At 43.1% G+C, this 25,857-nt stretch carries 19 protein-coding genes; 6 read left to right on the plus strand and 13 right to left on the minus strand.

The genetic code is table 11. The features are described 5' to 3' along the window. On the minus strand, positions 1 to 887 hold an 887-nt coding region (locus tag R7O12_RS14435), incomplete at its 3' end, for a hypothetical protein (protein WP_318126062.1). Between the two features lie 152 nt (positions 888 to 1,039). Then, positions 1,040 to 2,476 (minus strand): arylsulfatase, encoded by a 1,437-nt coding sequence (locus R7O12_RS14440; RefSeq protein ID WP_232284621.1) that lies wholly within the window; start codon positions 2,474 to 2,476, stop codon positions 1,040 to 1,042. A 247-nt stretch (positions 2,477 to 2,723) separates the two neighbouring features. On the opposite strand from R7O12_RS14440, the gene R7O12_RS14445 reads away from it, so the two are divergent. After that, on the plus strand, positions 2,724 to 4,241 hold the full coding sequence (locus R7O12_RS14445) for an arylsulfatase (protein WP_005377761.1): 1,518 nt from the start codon (positions 2,724 to 2,726) through the stop codon (positions 4,239 to 4,241). 107 nt (positions 4,242 to 4,348) lie between these two features. Here the strand turns inward: R7O12_RS14445 and R7O12_RS14450 are convergent, their stop codons facing one another. The 3 genes from R7O12_RS14450 to R7O12_RS14460 form a co-directional block, all read right to left on the minus strand. Then, on the minus strand, positions 4,349 to 5,347 hold the full coding sequence (locus R7O12_RS14450; protein ID WP_005385672.1) for an HAD family hydrolase: 999 nt from the start codon (positions 5,345 to 5,347) through the stop codon (positions 4,349 to 4,351). Between the two features lie 162 nt (positions 5,348 to 5,509). Continuing rightward, positions 5,510 to 6,607: a hypothetical protein gene (locus tag R7O12_RS14455; protein WP_318126064.1), complete on the minus strand. Its 1,098-nt coding sequence runs from the start codon at positions 6,605 to 6,607 to the stop codon at positions 5,510 to 5,512. 53 nt (positions 6,608 to 6,660) lie between these two features. Beyond that, on the minus strand, positions 6,661 to 7,986 hold the full coding sequence (locus R7O12_RS14460) for an anaerobic sulfatase maturase (protein ID WP_318126066.1): 1,326 nt from the start codon (positions 7,984 to 7,986) through the stop codon (positions 6,661 to 6,663). Positions 7,987 to 8,224: 238 nt separating this feature from the next. Between R7O12_RS14460 and R7O12_RS14465 the strand changes: the two genes are divergently transcribed. After that, complete coding sequence (locus tag R7O12_RS14465; RefSeq protein ID WP_411913083.1) at positions 8,225 to 8,953, plus strand: formylglycine-generating enzyme family protein; 729 nt, start codon at positions 8,225 to 8,227, stop codon at positions 8,951 to 8,953. Between the two features lie 46 nt (positions 8,954 to 8,999). Here the strand turns inward: R7O12_RS14465 and R7O12_RS14470 are convergent, their stop codons facing one another. Further along, positions 9,000 to 11,330, minus strand: a complete 2,331-nt coding sequence (locus R7O12_RS14470) for a tetratricopeptide repeat protein (protein WP_318126070.1) — start codon at positions 11,328 to 11,330, stop codon at positions 9,000 to 9,002. Between the two features lie 388 nt (positions 11,331 to 11,718). On the opposite strand from R7O12_RS14470, the gene R7O12_RS14475 reads away from it, so the two are divergent. Then, positions 11,719 to 13,284, plus strand: a complete 1,566-nt coding sequence (locus R7O12_RS14475; protein WP_213965286.1) for an arylsulfatase — start codon at positions 11,719 to 11,721, stop codon at positions 13,282 to 13,284. Between the two features lie 188 nt (positions 13,285 to 13,472). Here R7O12_RS14475 and R7O12_RS14480 read toward each other — a convergent pair whose 3' ends face one another. From R7O12_RS14480 to R7O12_RS14510, 7 genes are all read right to left on the minus strand, one after another. Continuing rightward, positions 13,473 to 14,894 (minus strand): aspartate kinase, encoded by a 1,422-nt coding sequence (locus tag R7O12_RS14480; protein ID WP_005377768.1) that lies wholly within the window; start codon positions 14,892 to 14,894, stop codon positions 13,473 to 13,475. A gap of 87 nt (positions 14,895 to 14,981) precedes the next feature. Then, positions 14,982 to 15,368 carry an ectoine synthase gene (locus tag R7O12_RS14485; protein WP_005377769.1) on the minus strand — a complete coding sequence of 129 codons (387 nt, stop codon included), beginning with the start codon at positions 15,366 to 15,368 and terminating at the stop codon, positions 14,982 to 14,984. A gap of 14 nt (positions 15,369 to 15,382) precedes the next feature. Next, complete coding sequence (ectB, locus tag R7O12_RS14490; protein ID WP_017820939.1) at positions 15,383 to 16,648, minus strand: diaminobutyrate--2-oxoglutarate transaminase; 1,266 nt, start codon at positions 16,646 to 16,648, stop codon at positions 15,383 to 15,385. A gap of 34 nt (positions 16,649 to 16,682) precedes the next feature. Next, positions 16,683 to 17,216: a diaminobutyrate acetyltransferase gene (gene ectA, locus R7O12_RS14495; RefSeq protein WP_005393379.1), complete on the minus strand. Its 534-nt coding sequence runs from the start codon at positions 17,214 to 17,216 to the stop codon at positions 16,683 to 16,685. A gap of 314 nt (positions 17,217 to 17,530) precedes the next feature. After that, complete coding sequence (locus tag R7O12_RS14500) at positions 17,531 to 19,189, minus strand: BCCT family transporter (RefSeq protein WP_005377772.1); 1,659 nt, start codon at positions 19,187 to 19,189, stop codon at positions 17,531 to 17,533. 192 nt (positions 19,190 to 19,381) lie between these two features. Beyond that, the gene (locus R7O12_RS14505) at positions 19,382 to 20,131 is read right to left on the minus strand and encodes a 3'-5' exonuclease (RefSeq protein WP_025766719.1); all 750 of its coding nucleotides are present in this window, start codon (positions 20,129 to 20,131) and stop codon (positions 19,382 to 19,384) included. Continuing rightward, complete coding sequence (locus R7O12_RS14510; protein WP_132936624.1) at positions 20,128 to 22,008, minus strand: DUF294 nucleotidyltransferase-like domain-containing protein; 1,881 nt, start codon at positions 22,006 to 22,008, stop codon at positions 20,128 to 20,130. Before R7O12_RS14510 ends, R7O12_RS14505 begins: the two co-directional genes overlap by 4 nt. 438 nt (positions 22,009 to 22,446) lie before the next feature. On the opposite strand from R7O12_RS14510, the gene proV reads away from it, so the two are divergent. Genes proV through proX form a run of 3 tightly spaced genes read left to right on the plus strand, consistent with a single transcriptional unit; the run spans position 22,447 to position 25,724 of the window. Further along, on the plus strand, positions 22,447 to 23,634 hold the full coding sequence (gene proV, locus R7O12_RS14515) for a glycine betaine/L-proline ABC transporter ATP-binding protein ProV (protein ID WP_085569505.1): 1,188 nt from the start codon (positions 22,447 to 22,449) through the stop codon (positions 23,632 to 23,634). Between the two features lie 4 nt (positions 23,635 to 23,638). After that, positions 23,639 to 24,724 (plus strand): glycine betaine/L-proline ABC transporter permease ProW, encoded by a 1,086-nt coding sequence (proW, locus tag R7O12_RS14520; RefSeq protein ID WP_005377778.1) that lies wholly within the window; start codon positions 23,639 to 23,641, stop codon positions 24,722 to 24,724. After that, on the plus strand, positions 24,717 to 25,724 hold the full coding sequence (gene proX / locus R7O12_RS14525) for a glycine betaine/L-proline ABC transporter substrate-binding protein ProX (RefSeq protein ID WP_005385703.1): 1,008 nt from the start codon (positions 24,717 to 24,719) through the stop codon (positions 25,722 to 25,724). Before proW ends, proX begins: the two co-directional genes overlap by 8 nt. The last annotated feature ends 133 nt before the right edge of the window (positions 25,725 to 25,857 follow it).

The following is a 25,857-nucleotide window of genomic DNA, read 5'->3' on the forward strand; positions in this document are numbered from 1 at the left end:
CAACTTCCACCAGTCACCACCGTTTCTAAGTTTATGACCGCTCCTAACGAGTCGGTTACCGTAACTTGGATACGCTGGCCATCTTCAATGTTTTCAATCGTCCCTTCGAGGCGAGTAGTCGCGATTTCGTACTGACTTAAATACTCATCCCCTCCACCATCAAAATTGACGTTCACCGTTGCAAGCGTATCTTTAATGGTCGTATCGACGGCGTTCAGGTTATTGCCATAAATGTCAGAAACCACAGAAGTCACCGTAAGCGGCCCTTCAGCAAGAGAAGACAGATCAACGCCTGATAGGGTATAAGCCTCATTCTCTACGGTCGTTGTAACAGTAATGGAATTATTGAGGCTGTCGGTAATGGTGATAGTAACAAGCCACTCATCGCTTATCTTGAGTGCGTCACCTTGAATCGTGACACTAGGAACTTCAAACTGGTTTTCGTATCCATCGCCGCCATCAAGAATATCCACCGTTAATATAGCATCGGGATTCAACCGCTCAGGAGCCTGAGTCTCAGAAGTTGGGTTTTCTCTTTCTTGCACTGCTGGCCTAGTAACATAGCCATTAGAAACGAGTTGCTCAGGTAAAACAGCGCGAATATAGGCAACAAAACTTAACCCACCAGAAGACTCACTAAAATCTCGAACGCTCTGATTAAAAGTGGATTCAATACCGTTTTGAGAAGCAATTAAAAGATCATTCGAACTCGATTCATCCTCACTTGTTGTATCTTCATTAAATGCAATATCGAGAATGTCAGTATTAAGAACAACCACCTCTACTTCTGGAACTAATTGTTCGTTAGGCAACATTTGGATCCAAGAACCGTCACTTAAAACCGCCCAAAGAACATTACCGACTTGAATGTAGAGTATTGGCTGCATAATTCGCCCCATATGAAACAACGAACTTTAAGTATGGTCGACGAATGTGACTGTTCAAATGAAACTAGAAAAAACATGGCCCTAAATGGCTCTAATGAGATATTGAACCAAAAACATACCTCATGTATGCGAGAAAGAGCCATTGGGGTAAACTACTTCTGGCGTAACCCATCCACTGGAAATTGATTGAAATTCCCCTTGCTACAATCGGGCTTATATCCAAATGGAGCAGGGAAAGGAATCGTATCGCAGCTTGTTGCAACGGAAGATTCAAACTTTACTCTCTTTCCTATCATGATAGGAAATAACCATGTGGCATTATTTCTTAAATCAAACTCCTCTTTAGGGTCATCAATCAAATTGTATATTTCAGGGATCTGTAATGGGCGCCCTTTCTCCGGCATGATATCTTGATCAATAAAGTGCATCTTGTAATTTTCCCACTTATAAGCGTAGGTTTCAGATCCATTGTTAACGATGAAACCATCTCGATTAGACTTTTCACTATCTCCCTTTAAAAAGGCCCACTGATCAATACTATCTATTGTTCTATCGCTTGGTAATTTGTATCCACCGACATGAGAAAGTGAGGCAAATAGATCCACAACATGGATAATTTCATCACTCACTCTACCCGGTTTGATGTGGTTAGGCCAAGAGGCAATAAATGGTGTTCGGAGAGACCCTTCAAGAGCCGTAAAGTACGCACCACGCCATGGCCCGCTAGAGCCTTGGTATGGCATATGCCACTCTGGACCGTTGTCAGAAAACCAAATCACTAGTGTATTGTCTTTAATTCCTGCTTTTTCTATTGCACCAATAACTTGCCCAGCTCGAAAATCTATCTCAGCTAACACATCTGAGTAATTTCCTTTGCCTGTTTTACCAATAAAATCAGGATGAGGTAGCGTCGGTAAATGTGGTTGAGTAAAAGTAATTACAGAGAAAAATGGCTTATTCTCTTTCACATTTCGATTTATAAAATCTGTGGCATGTTCAACTAGCTCACTGTCAATCGTTCTACGTGAGTCCAAATTATATTCTTTGACCCCTTTAGGGTCCTGCCCTGCTCTAGCTGAAAGGATTTGAGGTTTAGGTAATATAGCTTTATAACCGGGTTGAGAGCTATATTCTGACTCATCCGTCGTATTTGCAATGCCATACCATTCATCAAAGCCTTGATCCGTTGGAAAGCGCCCTTTTTGGTCTCCCAAATGCCATTTCCCGTAAAGGCTCGTGTTATATCCTTGTTCCTTAAACTTCTCTGCAATGGTTATCTCCCAGTTCACCATACCGTAAGGCACTCCCCAAACAACCTTATCTGTCCCAGATCTAAGCGCTCGCCTCCCCGTCATGAATGAGGAGCGAGTTGGCGTGCATTGCGGTTCCACATTAAAATTAGTAAGGCGTACACCTTCTCTAGCAAGTTGATCTAAGTTTTTAGTTTCAACACCTCTGGTACTCCCATAGGAACTTAGTTCCCCCCACCCAAGGTTATCAACCAACATTACCACGACATTTGGTGTCTCTTCCGCAACCACTTCTAACGGGATACATAGAAACAGGATAGTTGCTATTTTATTTTTCATAGTGTCGCCTTTCATTGAAATTCAATCCTGTAAGTGCGTCTTATCACACTTAAAACACACTAAAGTCTAGTCCATGTTAGTTAACATTTTTGAAAAGCAGGGATTACTTGGAAGCAACAAAAAACCTCTACTATATTCAACTGACTACATTGTCTCATTTGGTGTCATCTCACTCGACTTCGCCATGATGAACACAATTAGTAACGTTATATAACGATAATGGATTCATTTATCGCGGAGGATTTTCATGCGAAACTCGATTAAAAAGGTAATGGCATTGGTCGGTACATTAGCTGCGTCCACAGCCTTTGCTGCCGATAAGCCCAACATCCTTGTGTTCTGGGGTGACGATGTAGGTGTATACAACATTAGTGCGTATCACAATGGTATGATGGGAGGGAAGACTCCTAACATTGATAAAATCGCCAATGAAGGTGCCATTTTCACAGACGCTTACGCACAACAGAGTTGTACTGCCGGACGAGCCTCATTTATTCTGGGCCAACATCCGTTTCGTACCGGTCTATTGACTATTGGTATGCCCGGCGCAAAAGAGGGTATTCAATCGAAAGATCCTACTATCGCAGAGTTACTTAAAAATCACGGCTATGTGTCTGGTCAGTTTGGTAAAAACCACCTTGGTGATCAAGATGAGCACCTACCAACTAACCATGGGTTTGATGAGTTCTTTGGTAACCTATACCATTTAAACGCGGAAGAAGAGCCTGAGTCTGAGTTTTATCCAAAAGATCCAGAGTTTCGTAAAAAATTCGGACCTCGAGGCGTGTTGAAGGCGACTGCGGATGGCAAAATCGAGGACACAGGTCCCCTTACTCGTAAGCGTATGGAAAACGTAGACCGAGAGTTCATGGATGCTAGCTTGGCATTTATGGAAAAAGCAGTAAAAGAAGACAAACCATTCTTTATTTGGCATAACTCAACCCGTATGCACGTCTGGACACATTTGAGTGAAGAATATCAAGGGAAGTCAGGTTACGGCTTATACGCCGATGGCATGATGGACCTAGATGATCAAGTAGGTGTCATGCTTGATAAACTTGAAGAGCTAGGCGTAGCAGATAACACCATTGTTGTTTTTAGTACTGATAATGGCGCTGAGAAATTTACCTGGCCAGATGGTGGTACTACACCGTTCAAGGGCGAAAAAGGTACGACTTGGGAAGGCGGATTCCGCGTTCCGATGATGGTACGCTGGCCTGGAAACATTAAACCAGGAACGGTTATCAACGATATCTTTTCACAAGAAGACTGGATGCCAACTCTACTAGCAGCTGTGGGCGAACCTGATGTGAAAGAAAAACTATTGAAGGGTCATAAAGCAGCGGGCAAAACCTTTAAAGCACATTTAGATGGCTACAACCAACTTGATCTGCTGACTGGTAAAGCTGATGAAGGCGCACGCAAAGAAATCTTTTACTTCGATGCTGGTGGTAATTTAAACGCCGTTCGTTATAAAGACTGGAAGATCCACTTCAGTATTATGGAGGGTGCCATTAATGAGGCATACCGCAAAACACCTAGTTGGCCTTTGATTGTAAACCTTCGTATGGATCCATTTGAGGTCGGTCCAGATGCAGCACTTTACGTCAGACATTTTTACGCTGATCAAATGTGGATGTTCGTTCCTGCTCAAGCTATCGTGCGTAAGTTCCTAGAGACATTTAAGGAGTTCCCTGCAACGAAAGGTAGCTCGTTAAGTATTGAAAAAGTGGTAGAAACAATGACACAGCAACCTAGAAACTAGACCCTAGGTATCGAAGCTACTGTGGAATTAACTAAGGCCTCAATTGTGAGGCCTTTTATTTCGTTGCAATTGTTTGGTTGCAGCAATTTATGGTCAAACAAAGATTATCATTTAGTGCTCTCTTTAAACACTTGATTCCAATCTTGTTTCATATCGACAAATAGCCAACCTTGCTCTTCACCTACTTTAAACGATTTATCTAACTTACCAACATGAGAATCTTTATCATACGCCCATTCGCGCTTGTCATCCGTGTGATGGATAATCGCAGAAAATCTTGGACCTGAACCTGCTTTCGTCCACTCTAACATCTGTAAATCACCATCAGAATTACCAAACGCCATGACCGGACGTTTGCCAATGAAGTTTTGGATCGTCACAGGCTTTACTGCTTTGTCATTGACAAAGTCTATTTCCGGCATACGTTGGATGGTAGGTTTTCCATCAACACTTTGATATTCCGCCTTTAACGTCGTTCCCACGATGTTTTGCGTTGGAATGCCGTATACTTCCGGCGCCCAAACGCGCATAAATTCAATTCCGCCTCCAGAAACGATGTAGGTCTGATAGTCGTTAGCTCTTAAATAGTCGAGCAGTTCGAGCATAGGTTGATAGACCATTTCAGTGTATGGTCTACCCGTTGTTGGATGGACAGCCGTTTTCAACCATTCCTTAACTTCTTGATGAAACTGTTCAGTAGACATTCCAGAATGGGTTGCCATAACAAGCTTCATTACACCTTCGAGTCCTTGTTTACCAATCCCCTCCATGTCACCTTTTAATGCGGAAGCAAAGGGTTCGGTTGTCTTCCAATCAGGATGCTCAGAGGCCATTTCTTTTACTCTATCGATCGCAAAAAACAACTGTAGATAAACAGGCTTTTCTGCCCAAAGTGTTCCATCATTATCAAACGTCGCGATTCGTTGGCTTTCAGGAACATAGGAATCCGAACCTTGGGTCGTTGTTTTCGTAACAAACGCCATAATAGCTTGCTTAGCGTCAGTGTTGTTCCATGACGGAAGTGGATCTTGCATATCAGCAGCAACAGCGTAACTAGACAGAGCAAAACCTGTTGCTAAGACAATCGTCTTTAACTTTATAGCCATCTTAATTCCTTATATTGAGGTGCTAGGTGCGAATCCAATCAAAAGTATAGTTCAATTGAAACAGGCGCATATTGAACTGACATATCCAACGGCCACCAAAGAGTGACACCGTCACTAAATTGGTTCACTATTTTATTGAAATAGGAACATGGAATTTACCGATTAGAGTTTAAATTCATTGGCTTCAACTGATGTAGAGGCACTTTTACGTCCCTTTTTCTGATTGAGCTCTTCAATAACATAGTCGGGAGCGACCTTCGTTAGCTCTGTTAAACAGTCATCCGTTTTAGGGTTGCCGTATCTGACATAGATGTCACACACGGCATACAATTGTTCTGGAGCACCGGATATCAAATACGCTTGCTCAAAAGCGTTGACAGACTTCTTCAAGTCTAACTCTTCTTGCAGAACACCATTTAAATACCAAAAGTAACTGTTCGTCTTTGCCATCGTCGCAGCTTTGTCTATTTCAAACGCCGCTTCTTTCTTTTTGTCTAATCTAACCAAAGCGAGAGATTTAGAATAATGCAGCGAGGCATCTTCTGAATTTAGCTTGATACCCTCGTCAAGCACGTTGATAGCTTTTTGATCTAGCTGTTGCGCTCGGAAGTTGTCTGCATAGCTTAACCAAACTTGAGGGTTGTTTGGCTCAAGCTTAGTTAACTCTGGGTATATCAGCGCCGCTTTATCCCAATCACGATGCCAACGGTAAACGTCTGCAAGTAATAACTTGGAAACATTATCGTTCTTACTGGACAAGTGTGCTGTCAGCTCTGAAACAGGCCCTTCAAGTGACTGCTGTTGCTCTGAACTCAAACTGGCGTAATCTCGAACGAGGTTAATCGCTGCTGTAATTCGCACCATGGCGGCGTCATCACTCAATAATGGTGAAATCAAACGCCAACGGTGCTCAATCATATATGGCTGTGCTCCCACAATCGCAGCTTCGCGAATACCTGCATCTTCATCCTGCAACCCACGCGCAACTGCAACCAATGCATTTTGGCTTGGATAGTTGGCTAACTCACGTAAAGCATCAATACGTTTTTCTGAAGACAACTTTTTATTTTGCGCATCATAAGACAGCTTTTCGACTCGTTGCGCCGGTGTCATTTGAGCTTCTTGTGGAGTGACAACCGTTGTCGGCGATACTTGATCTGGGTCTAGCAATGTTGTTTCTTGTGCCACCACGGCTTGACTCGTAGCAATGCCGATCGAGATCACGAGTAATGATTTAGAGAGCAGCTTAATTTTTTGCATTCAATAACCTATATTCTTTCATTTCCGGGCCTGTAGCAGGCGTAGTGACTATCTTAAAACTTCGTTTCAAACACAGTCTGTGTTTGAGTAGCTTGCTGGCGTAGAATCTGGTCACTGTATTTACCGTGAACCACTGGGTTACCTGTCGCTCGTAAGATGTACGCCATCGACTGATCAACATGGGTAAAAAACTTCTTCCAACCCGCGCAGAGATAATTAAGACCAGGCTCACCTTGCCTAGTACGGATAAAACGGTTTTTGGGACATTCTCCAAAACATGCAAATTGATAATCACATTGAAGGCACTGTTGGGGCAGCGTACGACTTTTAGCAAACCCAAATTTCTGCTGTTCAGAGCTATAAGCGAGCGTATCGAGCTTTTCGTGATGAATGTTTCCAACCTTATATTCTGGGTACACGTAATGATCACACGCAAACACATCGCCATTAGGCTCCATTGCTAAGCCTTTCCCGCAGATTTCACCTAACGTACACAATGGGTTTTTTCTGTCCATCCAGGTTTCGATACTGGCTTCAAAGTACTGCACAAACACGTTGCCGATATCGTGTAAAACCCATTCATTGAAAATCGCGATCAGAAAATTTCCCCATGCTTCATCCGCAACGCAAAAAGGTTCAACAACAGCATCTTTATGACCTGGGATCAACCGTTTATCTCCTTGTTTTAGTTGCTCGTTTGGCTCCCAGGTTTGAGGGGCGGTTGTTCTGAATGTTTTCTGCTCAACTATTGGAATAAACTGCATTTGAGGGGAGCGTACTTCATCTCGCAAGAATCGGTACACTTCAAGTGGGTTACGGCTGGTCAAGTTGTTAACACAAGTGAGCGTAGCAAACTTTACTTCGTGCTTATGTAATAATTCAACCGCATTCATAACTTGCCGGAATGTGCCTCTACCAGCTCGGTTTGTTCGATAAGCGTTGTGCATCATTTCTGGGCCATCAATGCTTAAACCGACGAGAAAGTTGTTCGCCTTTAAAAACTCACACCATTCATCGTTAAGCAGTGTGCCATTAGTCTGGAGATCATTGGAGATCGTAATACCATCGGGACGGTATTTATTCTGTAGCTCAACAATTGTCTTGAAATAATCCAAACCTAGCATTGTCGGCTCACCACCCTGCCAAGAGAAAATAATTTCAGGTGTATTTTGTCCCGCTATATATTGACGGATATAGGTCTCTAGCGTTTCCTCATCCATGACTGGTGAGCAGCCTGGCTTGTACTCAAGTAAATCTTGTTTGCTTAGGTAATAACAATAGGTGCAATCGATATTGCACACTGCACCGATAGGTTTCGCCATGACATGTAATCGCTTGGATGCTTTTCCATTGAACTGCGGACCTTGAGTTATGTGCATTCATCACCTTCTTAGTTGCTAGCCTGTGCCCAACGACGTTAAGACTAATCATTAAGTTAATCGCCTAGTGTGATGATAATGTTCAATTATTCGTGGCGCTTGTTATAGTGTGTATAACTGTTTTTCATAGACTTGCCTGATAAAATTTTTTGATCATAAATGTTGATGGAGCTCCCCTATGAAGCATTCCAAAAGTAATACTCTTTACCTTGGTGCCACTATTTCGATTTCGCTAATTATGACTGGATGTGCAACAACACAACCTAGCCCTCTTGCTCAAAAAATCGATCAAGATATGGTTCTTATTGAAGGTGGACCATTTACGATGGGCTCGGATAATCCATCAGCAAATAAATCCGAGCGCCCGGCTCGCACCGTTCGCGTGGATGATTTCTATTTGGCAAAATTTGAGGTAACCCAAGAGTTATTCGAATCGGTTACAGGCTCTTCTCTGAGCTATTTTAGAAACCCAAATACGCCCGTGAATAACATTAGCTGGCAACAAGCCAATTATTTTATAAAGAAATTGAATGAAAAAACGGGAGAGCACTATCGTTTATCCACCGAAGCAGAATGGGAGTTTGCAGCGAAAGGGGGGAATCTAAGTCAAGGATTCACTTACGCGGGGTCTGATGATATTAACGACGTTGCCTGGTATGCCAGTAACTCAAACAATAAGGCACACAAGGTAGGTCAGAAAAAACCGAATGAGCTTGGCTTATACGATATGACGGGTAATGTTGGTGAGTTTGTTATTGATGCGTTTGATGAAGGCTATTACAAATCAGCACCAAGTGATAATCCGGTAAACGCAAAAGATGAAAAAGAAAGCCTGGCACACAAGTCTGTACGAGGTGGTAGCTTTGCCTATGATGCTGACGAATCCGAAAACTATCGTCGCGATTTTGCTAGCCAGTCAGTCATCATGTCCGACATGGGGCTGAGATTAGCGAAAGACGCTGATTAAACTAAGTAAGAAAAAAGTGGAGCGATAAAAGCTCCACTTTTGGTAATTAGCTCCTATTGACCCCAACAATAGAGGCTTTAAGCTGATCAATAGCTTGTTTACGTGCATAGTGACTAAGCTCTTGTATGCACCTATCGAAAGCAAAAGCGACAGCACCTTTTTTATGATTTCTCGCTAGAACCTCGCATTGAGCAAACAAGTGTTGTGGATTGCCTCCGACTTCAAATGCTGTATGCAACGCTTTACTGGCTTCTAGAACATCGCTTTTTTCTAAAGCTAGACCGTACACGTACCAATAATGCGCATTAGTTTCACCAATTTCTGCGGCGCGTTTAAGTAGCTGTTTCGCATCATCAGCTTTGCCTTGACGTAACAAAGAAAGACCTGCGCTGTATGGTAATGTGCTGGATTTAGGTTGAGCTTTCATCCCTTGTTGTAGCACCGTGAGCGCAGCTTCTTCTTTACCTAGGTGGCGATACAAATCTGCTAGGTTAACGTAGCTATTTTCGAAATAGGGTTCGATGCTGATCGCTTGTTTATACAGCTCGGCCGCTTTGTCGATTTCACCTAAGCTGCGGTACACATTCGCCAAATTGGTTCTTCCGAAACCACGATCGGCATTAAACTCTTGAATTTCCATATACTCTTCTAAGGGCGATTTAATGACATCTTTTTGTAAAGGGGTCATTTGTGCGTAGTTCGTTACCAGCACCGAGGCAGCTTCCGCTCTCACTGAAAGCACCGGGTCACCAAGCAATGGCTCTAGAATCCGCCACCGATCATGAAATTCATAACCAGACGAGCCTGAAATTGCCCCTAATCGAACCATTTCATTCTCATTCTTAACGGCCCTAGCCAAAGATACTGTTGTATTTTGGTCAGTATTGCCCCCCATTCTCTCCAGGGCTGAAGCACGAATAATGTCTTTTAACGACGAATCCTGAGCAGAGTATGCCAACGCATTTGCTGCTCCTTGATGACCAATTGAATCCGCATAAAATGCGACAGCAAAATGTTGCTGATTACGATACTTCGAATTCGGGTACCATTCTGCTATCTGTTCATCGGCCCATTGATTGCTTTTATCTTCATGGCATGACATGCAAACATTGGGCGTTCCAATATGTTTGCTCAAATCCGGTCGTGGAATATGCCAACTGTGGTCTCTACGAGGATCGACTTGCATGTAAGTCGTTTCTGGCATGTGACAAGTCGTACATTGCGATGCTTCAGATCCAGCCTTATGAAAGGTATGCTTTTCAGGTGTATATTCCGATGCAATATGGCATTGCGAACATACTGCCTCTTCTGGGATCGTTAACTCTGCCGTGTGTGGATCATGGCAATTAGTGCACGTGACCCCTTTCTCCGCCATTTCAGATTGAAGAAACGAACCATAAACATAATCTTCGTCGTAAATCTGTCCATCATGATAGTAGAGTTCAGGTGTTATAAGACTTAAGCGATATTTATCAAAAAAGGAACCTTTAACATGATCACCTGTTTCATTTAACTGGGTTCGGCGACTATGGCATTGAGCGCATGTTTGCACTTGATTGGTTGCTTCAATTGATTTCGGCTGTAACGTACTATGGCCTTCCTCAAACACCCAATCCGACACTGCTTTAGACAAATTTCGATCAAAGCCATAATGGCTGTCATGCTCAAAAGAAGTGCCAGCATTTTTGTATTTCTTGGCCAGTTCTATGTGCTGACTAGCGGGACCATGGCATGCTTCGCATCCCACATTAATCTCTGACCATGAGCTGTTGTAAGTGTTTTTGTCAGCGTCGTAATTCTTCTTTAGGTTCGTTGAATGGCAATCAGCACACATGAAGTTCCAATTTTGCCCGGTATTGGTCCAATAGAATTCATCCGTTGTTGTCGTTTCTGGATAAAGATGAAACCAACGCTGTCCCCCTTCAACTTTAGCTCTTGTGTCCCAAGCAAAAGGAATAAGCTGCACGCGGCCATCTTCAAACTCGACCATGTACTGCTGTAATGGCTCCCAGCCAAATGTATAGCTGATCTTATAGTCACGCCATTGCCCGTCAGCACCTTGAATATTGACCCAAAATTCGTCGCCTTTTTTAAAAAACCGATTAGGCATTCCTTTGTGCGTTACAACATGGTTATCAAAATCACCACGCACAGAGGTTGTACTTGCATGCTTCATGGCCATATCGTGATGTGACCCTTTCCAGGCCTCCACCTCGTTTTGGTGGCAATCTATACAAGCTTGTGTGCCAGCATATTCTGGATTTAAGCCTGAAGGAATATTTGGTTTCTCTGTTAATAACTCTTGAGAAAAAGCCATAAAACTGACAACAACGTTGACCAGCAATAAAATGCGAAACCGGCCTGCCCACTGACTCATAGATATCCTTATATTTATAATGTACAACCTAAATCAATATAGACACTAAATCACTGGTTATACAAATAATTACAAGCAATACATAACGACTTTAGTATTGCTTTAGGACCGTAAAACAAGCGAGCATCCTATTGTTTTTCATTTCCATCCCCTCTTCTACTACGCAATAAAAATAAGGCTCTTAAGTGATCTAAATCTACTTTACGAATCTCTACAAACTAACAGAACAATCCTATTTCTTTTTAATTAACAAATGGTTACAACCTAGCAATAACTTATGGTTATATCGAGTATAAGAGGATTTTTCTATATACATCATTAACTTATGCAGCAACTAAGCATAAGGCTCACTTGTGCTTATCTTTACTCTCAACAATCTGGAGTTTTTATGGCAAATCAATTGAGCAAAATCGCTGTAGGCGCAGGACTGTTAGCGGCGTCCAGTGCCGCTATGGCAGCCGACAAACCGAATATTCTGGCAATTTTTGGTGACGATATCGGCTACTGGAATATCAGCGCATACAACCAAGGTATGATGAGTTACAAAACGCCAAACATCGACCGTATAGCGAATGAAGGCGCGTTGTTCACAGATCACTACGGACAACAGTCTTGTACTGCTGGTCGCGCGGCCTTTATTACAGGTGAAGAGCCATTTCGTACGGGTTTGTTAACAATTGGTATGCCAGGCTCTGACCACGGTATACCTGATTGGGCGCCAACCATTGCAGATCTGTTAAAAGAACAAGGTTACATAACGGGTCAATTTGGTAAAAACCACTTAGGTGACCAAGATAAGCACTTACCGACAAAACACGGCTTTGACGAATTCTTCGGTAACTTATATCACCTAAACGCAGAAGAAGAGCCTGAAACTTATTACTACCCTAAAGACCCAGAGTTTCGTAAAAACTATGGCCCTCGTGGTGTCATTAAGTCTTATGCCGACGGTAAGATTGAAGACACTGGCCCGATGACACGAAAACGTATGGAGCACGCAGATGAAGAGTTCCTAGAGAGCTCTTTGGCATTTATGGAAAAAGCAGTTAAGGCGGATAAACCCTTCTTTATTTGGCATAACGCCACTCGTATGCACGTTTGGACTCGCTTGCAGGAAAAATACCAAGGTAAATCAGGCGTAAGCATTTATGCCGATGGTATGCTGGAACACGATGATCATGTAGGTGTTTTACTCGACAAGCTGGATGAGCTAGGTGTTGCAGACAACACTATCGTTATCTACTCAACGGACAACGGCGCAGAAACCATGACTTGGCCAGATGGTGGCGCAACACCATTCCATGGTGAAAAAGGTACAACTTGGGAAGGCGGTATGCGTGTTCCTCAACTGGTTCGTTGGCCAGGCGTCATTAAGCCAGGAACCAAGATCAATGAAATGATGGCACACCAAGACTGGTTGCCTACATTATTGGCAGCTGCTGGCGTACCTGATGTAAAAGAAAAACTGGCAGAAGGCTACAAAGCAAATGGCAAAGAATGGCGTGTGCATTTAGATGGTTACAACTTCATGCCATACTTTGAAGGTAAGGAAGAAAAAGGCCCTCGTGAGTCGCTGCTTTACTTTACGTCTAATGGTGAATTAAACGCTGTCCGCTGGAATGACTGGAAACTTCACTTTGCAACGCTTGAAGGGAACCTAAGTAACGCAGTTCGTTTTGCTCCGAACTGGCCTAAAATCATCCACCTACGCGCTGACCCATTCGAAAAAGGCCCAAGCGAATCACAAATGTACTTGCGTTGGATGGCTGACAACATGTGGCTATTTGTACCTGTACAAGACGTTGTGGGAGAGTTCTTTAAAACACTTCCAGAATACCCAATGCAACGTGGCACAGCGATGAACCCTGCTTCACTAAACTACGACTCTCTAAAAATGCAAGAGAAGCTGCAACAACTAGACAAAGTTGAACAAGAAATCAGCAAGTTTAAGTAAACTAAGTTAACGTTAGTTAATCAGTAACATAAGCCAGCAGACCATTCTGCTGGCTTATGTGTATCGCCACATAGGAACTTACTTAAATCGCCTGTTTAGCCTATACAAAGTGGGCATTGTGAGTACAAACTGAAAAACAAAAAAAGGAGAGCTAACCTGCTCTCCTTTGTATTTTAACCGTGGATAAACTAAGCCACATTAACCGATTTAGCTAAACTGCTACTTTGGAAAAACTCATCATGCAATGCGCAAATCGCGTGCTGGTATTCCTTATCACCGACAACAAATTGAACATTTACATTTCTCAATGATGAGTGCAGTGCAACTGGCGTAACGCCATTATTCATCAATGCAAGCACACCTTTCGCCAACGTCTTATTGGTATCAATTTGAGAACCGATGGCTGAGATAAGCGCGACCATACGGCCTTTAATCGAGGCATTCGGATAACGTTTCTCTGCTTTGTACAATACTTTGTTTAAGCTATCAGTACTGCCACCTAGATAGTAAGTAATAGAGTTCGCGTTCATCTCTTTACCAACCAAACTTACACGAGCATCGGAGATGATTTCCATCAATTCGTAACTAACGTTATCGGCTTTTCCTACCATTGCTTGGTCAAACAAATGCAGTGCAAATACTTTTTCTTTACCTGCGATGATCTCGACTTTGTCTTCTTCCGGACGATAGCTTGAAGAGATCAAAGTACCTTCGTGTTCAGGTTCGAATGTATTTTTAATCTGTAGCTCAATACCACTTTCACGCAAACCCGCAGCGGCATTTGGGTGAATCGCTTCCATGCCAAGGTTGGCAAGTTGGTCTGCTACGTCATAGTTTGTACTACCAATTGGTAATACTTTTTCAGGGCCAACAACGCGTGGGTCCGCTGAGCTCAAGTGGTACTCTTTGTGAATTACTGCTAAATCCGCTTTTGTTATTGCTGCAATTCGGCTAAATGTCATCTCACTATAACCTCGGTCATAAGTGTGCATTAGGCCCTCTTTACAGTAAGCATAACCTGTCACGATTGGCAGTTCTTTTGATACATCGATATCAGCAAACGCGTCACTGATCGACTCATCAAGGCTTCTTGGCGCTTGATTATCCCAACCAGACAGGTCAACGAACTTAGCGTTAATACCCATATTTTTTAGTTTTAGTGCTGTGTTGTAAGCACTATGTGCCTCACCGATAGACGAGAGAAACTCTCGAATTTGAGGCAAGTACTGGCGCAACGAAAATTGACCGTACTGACAGGTTTCTAAAATATTCGCGATACAGTTTTTCGCTTCAGCAATGCGGGAGCGAATGAATTTATCCGCACGGATACGATTCATTGGGTCCGCAAAAATATTTTCATTGGTCAGCAACATACGGCTTTCAACGTACGCTAACGCTTCTTCCCATTTGTCGTCGCGTTTCGCGATAAGCTGATAAACGCCTGGTTTACTGGTTTTTTTACACTCAAGCAGCGCATCGGTCATACCACCGTATGCAGATACGACAAAAATACGATTGTATGGTGTTTTGGGACGAAGAATAATATTGTCGAGAACAGCATCAAATGCTGTCATTGATGTACCGCCGATTTTTTCTACGGTAAATGTCATGATAAGCCTTTTTTTGATTGGTAACTTTAAAAAGAAAAAAGAAGAGATAGTTAAGTGTGGGGTGGCAAAGCACCCCACCATCATCTTTTAGTCAACGAGAGGATAAACACCGTTTTCATCGTGCACTTCAGCGCCAGTAATCGGTGGGTTAAACACACACGCCATTACCATTTCTTTATTCTTATAAGCTCTCAAGTAGTGCTCATCGTGTTTATCAAGGATGTATAATGTACCTGGTTTAATTGGGTACGTTTCTCCACCTACAACTTCAATCTCACCTTCACCACTCATACAAAACACCGATTCAAGGTGGTTTTGATAGTGAATATGAGTTTCTGTATCTTCATAAATCGTTGTGATGTGGAAAGAGAAACCCATGTTGTCGTCTTTCAACAACATGCGGACACTTTCCCAGTTATCTGAAACAACACGTCGTTCGCTGTTGCGGCATTCATCTAGAGTTCTGACGATCATAATTAAAATCCTTATTAAGATGCTTGTTTGAAATGTTTCGCAGCGATAGTCTCTACTGCATTTTCAAAGATGCTTAGTCCTTGATCTAGCTCTGATTCGCTGATAGTTAGTGGACAGAAGAACTTCACAACTTCATCGTCTGGACCCGCTGTCTCTATCACCATTCCATTCTCGAAACAGTTTTTCGCAATTTCAGATGCCATGTCACCATTGATACATTCAATACCAACCATCATGCCGCGGCCTTTTTTCTGCACAAACATTTGTGGAAAGCGACGAACACAACGGTCAATAACAGCACTTACCTTGTCTGAACACTGCTTGATGTGTGTTTCAAAATCATCGTTTGCCCAGTAAATTTCTAGTGCTTTTGCAGCAGTAATAAAGGCGTGATTATTGCCACGGAACGTACCGTTATGCTCGCCTGGCTTCCACTGGTCAAGCTCAGGCTTAAGTAATACGACAGCCATCGGCAAACCGTAACCACCGATCGACTTCGATAGCGTCACGATATCCGGTTGGATACCAGACGGCTCGAAACTAAAGAAAGTACCGGTACGTCCGCAACCTGCTTGAATGTCATCGACAATCACAAGAATGTCATTGGCTTTACAGATTTTGCTCAAACGTTGTAACCACTCGTTTGAAGCAGCATTTAAACCACCTTCACCTTGCACAGTTTCAAGAAGTACAGCGGCTGGTTTATCCATACCTGCAGAGTTATCATTTAGCATGGTTTCGAACAGCGCGAGACCATCTACGCCAGCGTAACCTTCAAATGGAATACGAGTGACGTTACTTAGACTAGAACCGTTACCTTGTCTGTGATGCTGGTTACCCGTTGCAGCCAGTGCGCCAGCAGTACAACCATGGAAACCGTTAGTAAACGCAACGACGCTGTCGCGGCCTTTTACTTTTTTAGCCAGCTTCAATGCCGCCTCAACAGCGTTAGTACCTGTTGGGCCCGTAAACTGAACCTTGTAATCCAAGTTTCTTGGTTTAAGGATGTAAGTATCCAACGCTTCCAGAAACGATGCTTTCGCTTCTGAGTGCATATCCAAACCGTGAGTAATACCGTCCATTTCAATGTACTCAAGCAACGCTTGTTTTAGTACTGGATTGTTATGGCCGTAATTTAGAGATCCCGCTCCAGCAAGGAAGTCTAAGTATCGTTCACCTTGTTCTGTTTCTAGCCAGCAGCCTTTCGCTTTACGAAAAACGACCGGGAAATTGTTTGAATATGAGCGTACGTTGGATTCCTGCTTTTTGAAAATATCCATGATGAGACCGTTTTTAATTCCTATTGTTTGAGGATTATTTGAGAGGAATGCGATACAAATATTCTGTATCGTGTTTGCCTTTAAAGTGGGCTTCTTCATCCAAAAATGTGCTTACTTGGCCAGAATTGCCGTTCATCGCATCTAACTTTTTGAACAGTGCCCAAGAGGCTTTATTATCTTCCGTGATGGTAGTTTCTACCGATTTAACACCGCCTAATTCCTCTCGGGTGAGAAGTTCTTTCAACATGCGGAATGCTAAACCATGACCTCTAAAGCGAGGTGAGACTGCAACTTGCCAGACAAATAAAACGTCTTGCTCGTCTGGTTTCTGATAACCGGAAATGAAACCTGCGATTTCGCCTTTTTGCTCAACCAAAATACTGGTTTTGCTGAAATGCGTAGACTGTAGGAAATTGCAATAAGATGAGTTCATGTCCAATGGAGGACAGTCTGCAATCAAGCTGTAAATGTCGTCACCATCAGAGATTTTAGGCTCACGAAAAATCCATTTTTTACTTGAGTCTTCTCCAATCTCTGGATAAAGGACCCAAGGTGCTGATGTGATCATGTGAAAATACATATCCTTTGAGGTCTAATTAAATTTCCTTTTTATTATGGGCATCCCTCGCGACTAAAAATCAAATAATCCGCCTTTTTATCGGTATTTTTGTGATTCAAATCACAAAAATAAACCTATTAACCAAAAGTTAAAATAGTTCGAGGTCTAATTTATTAAATAGTAACCTAAATGCACAGTACAAAAAACAACCAGAATAAGACCGTTTTCCATGCTGTTCATTTCTCAGAGAAAAATAGAAATCCAAAAAAAAGCGGCATGCTTTCGCATACCGCTTTTATCAATAATTTAACTGCTGATACTAGTTATTTTGATTTCTTAGAAACCGCCTTTGGACGAGGTTCATCCATCAAACCTTTTATCAAAGATACCGTTGCAACAAGTAAAACAATAGTAAACGGTAAACCAGTCGTCACCGCCATTGCTTGAGCAGCAGCTAGACCACCACCCAACATCAATGCAATCGCAACCAAACCTTCAAACGTACACCAGAACACGCGTTGTGGCGTTGGTGCATCGACCTTACCGCCCGCAGCAATAGTATCAATAACCAGTGATCCTGAGTCAGAAGAGGTAATGAAGAACACCACGACTAAGATAATGCCGACAAAAGATGTTATCTCAGCCAATGGCATAACATCTAACATGGCAAAAAGTTTTAAAGGTAGTTCTGCGTTAAACACCGCCTCGTAGCCATCATTAACGTATTGGCTAATTGCGTTACCGCCAAAAGCCGTCATCCATAACACACAAACTGAAGATGGGATAAGAATAACGCAAATAATAAACTCACGAACTGAACGACCGCGAGACACACGTGCGATGAACATACCCACAAATGGTGACCAAGAAATCCACCACGCCCAGTAAAACGCCGTCCAGCCTTGAGAGTAATTCACATCCTCTCGTCCAAATGGCATAGATAAGGCAGGGATATTAGCCACATAGGAAACGATGTTCTCGAAGAAACCAGTTAAAATCGCAATCGTCGGGCCAACAACAATAACAAATAGCAATAGCAGCGCTGCAAGACCCATGTTGATTTCAGATAAGATTTTCACGCCCTTATCGAGTCCAGCCACAACAGAGATTAAAGCGAGCGCAGTAATACCAATAATCAATATAACCTGCGTGGTATTGGTCATTGGGACATCAAACAGGAAGTTCAAACCCGTTGCGGCTTGAGACGCACCGTAGCCTAGCGATGTTGCTAAACCAAAAACCGTCGCTACCACTGCAAGAATATCGATAATATGACCAGTCCAACCCCATACACGCTCACCAAACAAAGGGTAAAAAATTGAGCGCATGGTGAGTGGCAAACCTTTGTTAAATGAAAAGATAGCCAGCCCAAGAGCCAAGAGCGCGTATATTGACCACGGATGAAGTGCCCAGTGGTAAATCGTCGCAGCCATCCCTAATGCCGAAGCTGCAGTTGCATCGCCCTCTGCACCACCTAGCGGTGCCCAGTCAGTACGTACACCATTCTCAACGCTCACGCCACCAATCGCAGAACTAAAATGGGACATCGGTTCTGATACACCGAAGAATACGAGACCAATGCCCATACCCGCAGCAAATAGCATTGCCAACCATCCAGCATAGGAGTAATCCGGTGTTGCTTCAGTACCACCGATTCGTACACGGCCTAATGGTGTGAAGATCAATCCGACACAGACAATGACAAAAATATTACCTGAAGCGAGAAAAAACCAGTCTAAATTGTGTAACAAACCTGCTCGTAGGTCTGCAAAAAACGGCTCTACCTGTTCTCGGAATAATAGTGTTATCACAACAAACATGACGATTGCTAAGCCAGAAATTGCAAAAACACGGTTGTGAATATCAAGGCCAAATGGGCCTACCTTTAGCGCAACGTTATCCTGACCAATTTGATAGTCAGTATCTATTGCGTTTACTTTTCCATCGGGGCGTTGAATGCCACCGTTATTATCGGTGCTCACGGATAATCTCCTTAAAAATACGTGACCAAGTTTAAATTACTTTCGTCGGAGTTCGAGTAATGAAACGTCTTCATCACTACCAAGCACATGTTCATAAAACATTGTTCTTATAAGCGGTTACTCAATCCGCCATCATAATCTTAAAGCCCCCTATCTCTCATTGCATTTTATTGTTTTCACCATAAATAACGCCTATTGCCAAACCGAAGATATTGGCATGTTTCGATTAAAGTGATACTGCAGTTGTGCTTGAAACAGCTCCGCAGTTGCTAACGCATCCGTCAGGGCATGGTGAGGTTGATAAGCAGGGAGGCCATATCTTTCACGAGCGTGCCCTAATCGTACAGAACCGGGTTTCTTGCCTTTCAACTTATTGATAAAACCTCTGCATTCACGGCGTTGTATCGCATACTCAATATCTAACGTATCAACAACAGGAAACTGTATCCCCTCTCCGATGCTATTTAGCAAGGCGTTATTAAAGAACTGCCTTTCAATGTTCTTGTAGTGAACAAGTACCACTTTGCCTGACAACGCATCCAATATTTCACCCAAGATCTGAGACAGCTGCGGCGCGTTTTTAACCTCAGAGTCAGTGATACCGTGAATAATGACAGACTCGTGGTTTAACTCTCTGTTTGGGTTAACGACCCAATGAGCAGAGCCATTACATTGAACACGATCAATAGTAAACGGGACAAGTCCGATCGTGAGAATGACATCCTCTTCCGAGTTCAATCCTGTTGTCTCAAAGTCTACCGAGACAAATGGCACTTGTTCAATTGGTGTTTCCCCATTAACCATCGGTGTCGAATAATAGCGTTTGAGCCTCTCGTCTTTCGCTTCTTTAGCGAGTTGCTTGAACAACATTGACCACTCTGGCGTCTGGGATGTATCCAACAAGGGATGTTCTTTTTCTGCCTTTTTTGAGAACCACATCATTTGCTACTTCTCTGGTATCGAAACTTAATGAAGTTCTGAGCGTTACTTAGAATTTGAAATGCTGCTTTTAAGTTTCGACGTTCAAATTCAGACATGTTCTCCGGCTCAATATTGTTGTCTGGCTCTTCTCCATTTTCTATATCAAGGGCTTGGTGACGAATTCGAACCATGTAGATTAGCTCCATCGCATCCCTTAAATCCAAACCTCGACCTTTCGGTAAAATGCCAGCATCATTAATGTCATCTAAACGGTCGAAAGAGTTTTGCGATCGCGAACCGATTGCCAGAGAATGCACCCGTATTAAATCGGCCAACGGAGCCGTTCCCCTTCGCTTCAAGTTAATCGAGTTGCGATGACGACCATCTTTCTCCATCACAAAGTCTTTGAAAAAGCCCAGTGGAGGCGTCCTACGTATTGCGTTATACGCCATACAAGCAAGAAAGCGGTTATTTCTTTTCGCTCGTCTCACAATAAAGCTGCTTAATTGCTCCGCCCATTTCACTCGCCCATGCACACCGAGGAGATCAAAAAAGATATTACTATTTAACAATCTCTCAGGGGTTGGATTGTCTATCCAGTTTCCAAAGCATTCTTCCCATTCTGCACGAGTTTTTCGCCATTCTGGGTTGGTAGCCATAATGTCTCCAGTACAATAAGCATAGCCGCATGCCGCTAAACCATCACAAACAAATTTAGCAAACTTTTCAAAGTACTCTCCGTGAATCTCAACGTCATAACTGTTATCGAGAATAAGCGCGTTATCTTGATCCGTTACAATTAGCTGCTCATCCCTCGCCATTGAACCCATTGCGACTAAACAATAAGGAATGGGCGCTGGGCCGAACTCTTGCTCAGCTAATTCAGCGAGGCGTTGTTTGAAACTACTGCCTATAACCGACATGGCTCGACCAATCATGTGCGCGTTGGCATCTTCATTGACCATTCTTACGAAACAGTCTTTTACTTGTTCAGAAACCTGCTTGAGATCCTCGACACTGGTTTGCTGAAAAATAGAGCTCACTAGCAATAGGCTGTTCTGAGATTCGTAACGAACGATGTCCGTCATGCCAATAATTCCTATCGGCTTTTTATCTTTTAAAATTGGTAAATGATGCACGTTGTAACGCAACATGGTTAACATGGCCTCAAACACATAGGCGTTATAATCCAATGAAACCACGTCATAACTCATGACCTCACTCACTGAAATATTGGTATCAATACCTTGAGCTAGTACGCGAATGCAAAGATCGCGATCAGTCAATATTCCAAGCAGCTGTTCATCATCTTCTTCTGTGAGCTCCTCTGTCGGGCGAATAATGAGCAGAGAGGTGACATTTTCCTCTGCCATTAGTATCGCAGCTTCCTGAATTGAAGCCGTTGCCTCCAGAGTTACTGGATCTCTTGCTAAGATTTTACGTGCCTTAGCGGTGGTAAAGTCATTGCTTTCGGAGCGGCTAGATATTGCGCTTCGCAAACGCGCGCTATCTTCCAGTTCCATGTAGTCCGCAAAGTTTTCAAACTCATCACAAAGTTCATTGAAGATGTTTTCCGGAATACAGTAAACGAGAGTGTCTTCTATCGCTTTGGCTGGCATACGTACGCGGTTGTTCATCAACAACCCCATCTGACCAAACAGTCCACCAGCATCAATCCTGTTGTAAAGTTCACCTTTACGTCGATAAATCTCTACCGCCCCACTTCTCACCATATACAAGTCGCGGATCGTATCTCCGAAGTTAAGAATTTTTGTTCCTTGCCGAAAGTATGCAACCTCGGCATTGAGAGCAATTTTTCTAAGCTGCTCTTCAGGTAGGTCATCAAAAGGTGGGTACTGGCTAATGAAATTGAGCACTTCTAACTGTTCGGCTTCCATTTTTTATTCCATACGTTGCCTAAACTACAGCGATAAATATCACCCTGAGTGAAATCAAGCAATAAATAAATCTAAGGATAACAGTACCTAACCGATTTCACAGGACCAAGCCTTAACCAAAAATTAGAGCTCTAACCTTTTTATATGTAGAGTTCTAAGCTATCACAGCTTATATCTATGCAAGCTAGTTGAGTTGAAATGTACAAAAAAATTCAAAATAAATTCAACCCTACGTCAGGGCAACGTTATGGCGGATAAAAACACATCACAAGCAATTGTTTTAAATATAAAAAATAAGAATTGAACATACCTTGCTCAACGAATTCTCTATGCACGGCAGAACTAGTTAACCAACCCCCTTTCGTTGAAAGTTGAACTAAAATTAATTAGAGTACAAATCGTTAAACAGTTATAAACACACGAAAAAGGACAGATAACATGGATCCCATACTGGAAGTTAAGGGACTGTATAAAGTGTTTGGAGAAGACCCAGATAGAGCCTTCTCGCTTATCGACAAAGGCGTCGATAAAGACGGTATTTTTGAACAGACAGGTTTAACAGTCGGCGTAAACGATGTATCTCTCACCATAAATGAAGGGGAAATTTTCGTAATCATGGGCCTTTCTGGCTCCGGGAAATCCACCCTTGTTCGACTTCTTAACCGGCTCATTGAGCCGACTAAAGGTAGTGTTTATCTCAAAGGAAGAGATATCGCCCACATCTCCGAGAGTGAACTTCGAGAAGTTCGTCGTAATAATATCTCAATGGTGTTTCAAAGTTTCGCACTCATGCCACACATGACGGTGATTGAAAATGCCGCCTTTGGTTTAGAACTTGCCGGCATCGATGTTAATGAGCGTCAGAAAAGTGCCCTTTCCGCCTTAGAAAGAGTGGGTTTAGACCCTTATGCAGAATCTTTCCCTGACGAATTATCCGGTGGTATGAAACAGCGCGTTGGTTTAGCGAGAGCGTTAGCCTGTGATCCTGACATCCTATTAATGGACGAGGCGTTTTCCGCTTTAGACCCATTGATCCGTTCTGAGATGCAAGATGAGCTTATTCGTCTACAGAACGATGACAAACGCACAATTGTCTTCATTTCTCATGATTTGGATGAAGCAATGCGCATTGGCGACCGTATCGCCATCATGCAAAACGGTGAGGTTGTTCAGGTTGGTACACCTGATGAAATATTACACAGTCCAGCAAATGATTATGTCGAAGCGTTTTTCCGCGGCGTAAACATCGCAAGTGTCTTGACAGCAAAAGATATCGCGCGCAAGAAGCCAGCGGCTGTTTTTAAGAAATCGGAAAATGACGGTCCAGGCTCTGCGATGCAGATTCTGATGGATCACGACCGTGATTACGGTATTGTCGTCGATAAATCTAGCCGATATTCCGGCATCGTATCTCTTGATTCACTACGTTTGGCTCATAAAGAAAACCGTTCGTTAGCCAGTGCTCAATTACCGGATGAAGTTACTCTTCAGCCTGATCAGTCAATTAATGACATTTTGGGTCTGGTTGCTGGTGTTCCTTATGCCGTGCCTGTCGTAGATGAGAAAGGAACTTACTTTGGTGTCGTGACTAAATCACGTCTTCTACAAACACTAGATAAGGATTAACACGATGTCTTCAGAGCAAACTAACAATGATCCCTGGTCAAATACTGCTCCTGCGCAAGATGATCCTTGGTCGCAAGGTACAGAGGCCGCGCCAAGTAATGATTGGCTCAACTCAGAAACTGTAGAGCAAGCACCATTCGATATTATGAACCCATTCCAAGATGCGGTTTTACCCCTCGATAGCTGGGTAGAGTCCGGTTTGAACTGGCTGGTGGAACATGGTCGACCTGTTTTCCAAGCAATACGAGTTCCAATCGACTTTATTCTAACGTCGTTTGAAACTGCTTTGGTGTCTACACCTGCGCCTATAATGGTACTCATTTTATTTTTGCTAGCGTGGCAGTTTTCCAATGTAAAACTTGGTTTTTCTACTCTTGTATCCCTTGTTTTCATCGGCCTAATTGGTGCGTGGTCACAAGCGATGACAACGCTAGCACTGGTGTTAACCGCCGTTTTCTTCTGTTTGCTTATAGGGCTACCAATGGGGATATGGTTGGCAAGGAGCCAAACCGCTGCCAAATTTGTTAGGCCAATATTAGATGCAATGCAAACGACTCCCGCGTTCGTTTACCTTGTGCCAATTGTTATGTTGTTTGGTATTGGTAACGTTCCTGGCGTAGTAGTAACGATCATTTTCGCCCTGCCTCCCGTTGTGCGCCTGACTATTTTGGGTATTCAGCAAGTACCTGAAGAGCTTATCGAAGCTGGCCACTCTTTCGGGGCAAACAAAAAACAGATGCTTTATCGCATCCAGTTACCGTTGGCGTTACCAACCATCATGGCAGGTGTAAACCAAACCTTAATGCTGTCACTTTCTATGGTAGTGATTGCTTCAATGATTGCTGTTGGCGGCTTAGGCCAAATGGTACTTCGTGGTATTGGCCGACTTGATATGGGTCTTGCTGCCGTTGGTGGCTTAGGCATCGTTATTCTTGCGATTTTGTTAGACCGTATCACCCAGGTGTTAGGGGTTAATGCGGGCAACACTAAACTTCGCTGGTATCACACAGGTCCTGTTTCATACCTATTAAAACTGAAAACAAAGACGAACCAAGACGATCTAAAACTTAGGAGAAACATCAATGAATAATTCATGGAAGAAAGCGCTCTCTGTTGGAGCTCTAAGTACTATCGCATTTTCAACTTATGGTGTGGCAAGTGAACTACCGGGTGAAGGTGTCACTGTTCAGCCTGTTCAATCAACCGTTGCAGAAGAAACATTTCAAACGTTGATCGTAAACCGCGCACTTGAAGAGCTTGGTTACGATGTTAAACCGACCAAAGAAGTGGACTACAACGTAGGCTACACCTCTATTGCTAAAGGTGATGCTACTTTCTTAGCGGTTGGTTGGTTCCCTCTTCACGCCGATAAGTACACGATGTCTGGCGGTGATGATAAGTTCTTCCGTAAAGGCCAATACGTAAGTGGGGCTGCGCAAGGTTATTTGATCGATAAGAAAACCGCGGAAAAATATAACATCACGAACATTGGTCAGTTAAAAGATCCAAAATTGGCGAAGCTATTCGATGCAAACGGCGATGGCAAAGCGGACTTAACTGGTTGTAACCCAGGTTGGGGTTGTGAAATGGTTGTTGAACATCAGTTGGATGCTTTCAAACTCCGTGACACAGTAACACACAACCAAGGTAACTACGCAGCGATTATCGCTGATACGATCTCACGTTACAAAAAAGGCGATCCGATTCTTTACTACACTTGGACACCGTACTGGGTAAGTGGCGTTTTAGTTCCAGGGAAAGATGTTGTGTGGTTAGAAGTGCCATTCTCTTCACTTCCTGGTGAGCGTAAGGACATTGATACGACACTAGAGAACGGTAAGAACTACGGCTTCGAGATGAACTCTATGCGCATCGTTGCCAATAAAGAGTTTACAGAAAACAACCCTGCTGCTGCAAAGCTGTTTGAAATCATCAAACTAAATATCAATGATGTTAGTGCGCAGAATATGATGATGAGCCAAGGTAAGAACAGCTCAGCGGACATCGAGTCTCATGTAAATGGCTGGATCAAAGCGAACCAGAAAAAGTTCGACGCATGGGTCGAAGAAGCGAAGAAAGCCGCAATGTAATCATGCCTTTATCAACCTCTAGAGCCAGTTGGTGTTATCAACTGGCTCTTTTTTTACACAAACGCCCCTCCCCCTTACATGGACATACCAACACTTACACTACTCGACCATAAACCCACATTATAATTCACGT

Source organism: Vibrio sp. Vb1574, assembly GCF_033338675.1.

What these genes read in the sequence shown, in the direction of transcription:
- R7O12_RS14440 (WP_232284621.1), bottom strand. Translation starts at nt 2,476, where the DNA reads ATGAAAAATAAAATAGCAACTATCCTGTTTCTATGTATCCCGTTAGAA.
- R7O12_RS14445 (WP_005377761.1), top strand. Translation starts at nt 2,724, where the DNA reads ATGCGAAACTCGATTAAAAAGGTAATGGCATTGGTCGGTACATTAGCT.
- R7O12_RS14450 (WP_005385672.1), bottom strand. Translation starts at nt 5,347, where the DNA reads ATGGCTATAAAGTTAAAGACGATTGTCTTAGCAACAGGTTTTGCTCTG.
- R7O12_RS14455 (WP_318126064.1), bottom strand. Translation starts at nt 6,607, where the DNA reads ATGCAAAAAATTAAGCTGCTCTCTAAATCATTACTCGTGATCTCGATC.
- R7O12_RS14460 (WP_318126066.1), bottom strand. Translation starts at nt 7,986, where the DNA reads ATGCACATAACTCAAGGTCCGCAGTTCAATGGAAAAGCATCCAAGCGA.
- R7O12_RS14465 (WP_411913083.1), top strand. Translation starts at nt 8,225, where the DNA reads ATGACTGGATGTGCAACAACACAACCTAGCCCTCTTGCTCAAAAAATC.
- R7O12_RS14470 (WP_318126070.1), bottom strand. Translation starts at nt 11,330, where the DNA reads ATGAGTCAGTGGGCAGGCCGGTTTCGCATTTTATTGCTGGTCAACGTT.
- R7O12_RS14475 (WP_213965286.1), top strand. Translation starts at nt 11,719, where the DNA reads ATGGCAAATCAATTGAGCAAAATCGCTGTAGGCGCAGGACTGTTAGCG.
- R7O12_RS14480 (WP_005377768.1), bottom strand. Translation starts at nt 14,894, where the DNA reads ATGACATTTACCGTAGAAAAAATCGGCGGTACATCAATGACAGCATTT.
- R7O12_RS14485 (WP_005377769.1), bottom strand. Translation starts at nt 15,368, where the DNA reads ATGATCGTCAGAACTCTAGATGAATGCCGCAACAGCGAACGACGTGTT.
- ectB (WP_017820939.1), bottom strand. Translation starts at nt 16,648, where the DNA reads ATGGATATTTTCAAAAAGCAGGAATCCAACGTACGCTCATATTCAAAC.
- ectA (WP_005393379.1), bottom strand. Translation starts at nt 17,216, where the DNA reads ATGATCACATCAGCACCTTGGGTCCTTTATCCAGAGATTGGAGAAGAC.
- R7O12_RS14505 (WP_025766719.1), bottom strand. Translation starts at nt 20,131, where the DNA reads ATGATGTGGTTCTCAAAAAAGGCAGAAAAAGAACATCCCTTGTTGGAT.
- R7O12_RS14510 (WP_132936624.1), bottom strand. Translation starts at nt 22,008, where the DNA reads ATGGAAGCCGAACAGTTAGAAGTGCTCAATTTCATTAGCCAGTACCCA.
- proV (WP_085569505.1), top strand. Translation starts at nt 22,447, where the DNA reads ATGGATCCCATACTGGAAGTTAAGGGACTGTATAAAGTGTTTGGAGAA.
- proW (WP_005377778.1), top strand. Translation starts at nt 23,639, where the DNA reads ATGTCTTCAGAGCAAACTAACAATGATCCCTGGTCAAATACTGCTCCT.
- proX (WP_005385703.1), top strand. Translation starts at nt 24,717, where the DNA reads ATGAATAATTCATGGAAGAAAGCGCTCTCTGTTGGAGCTCTAAGTACT.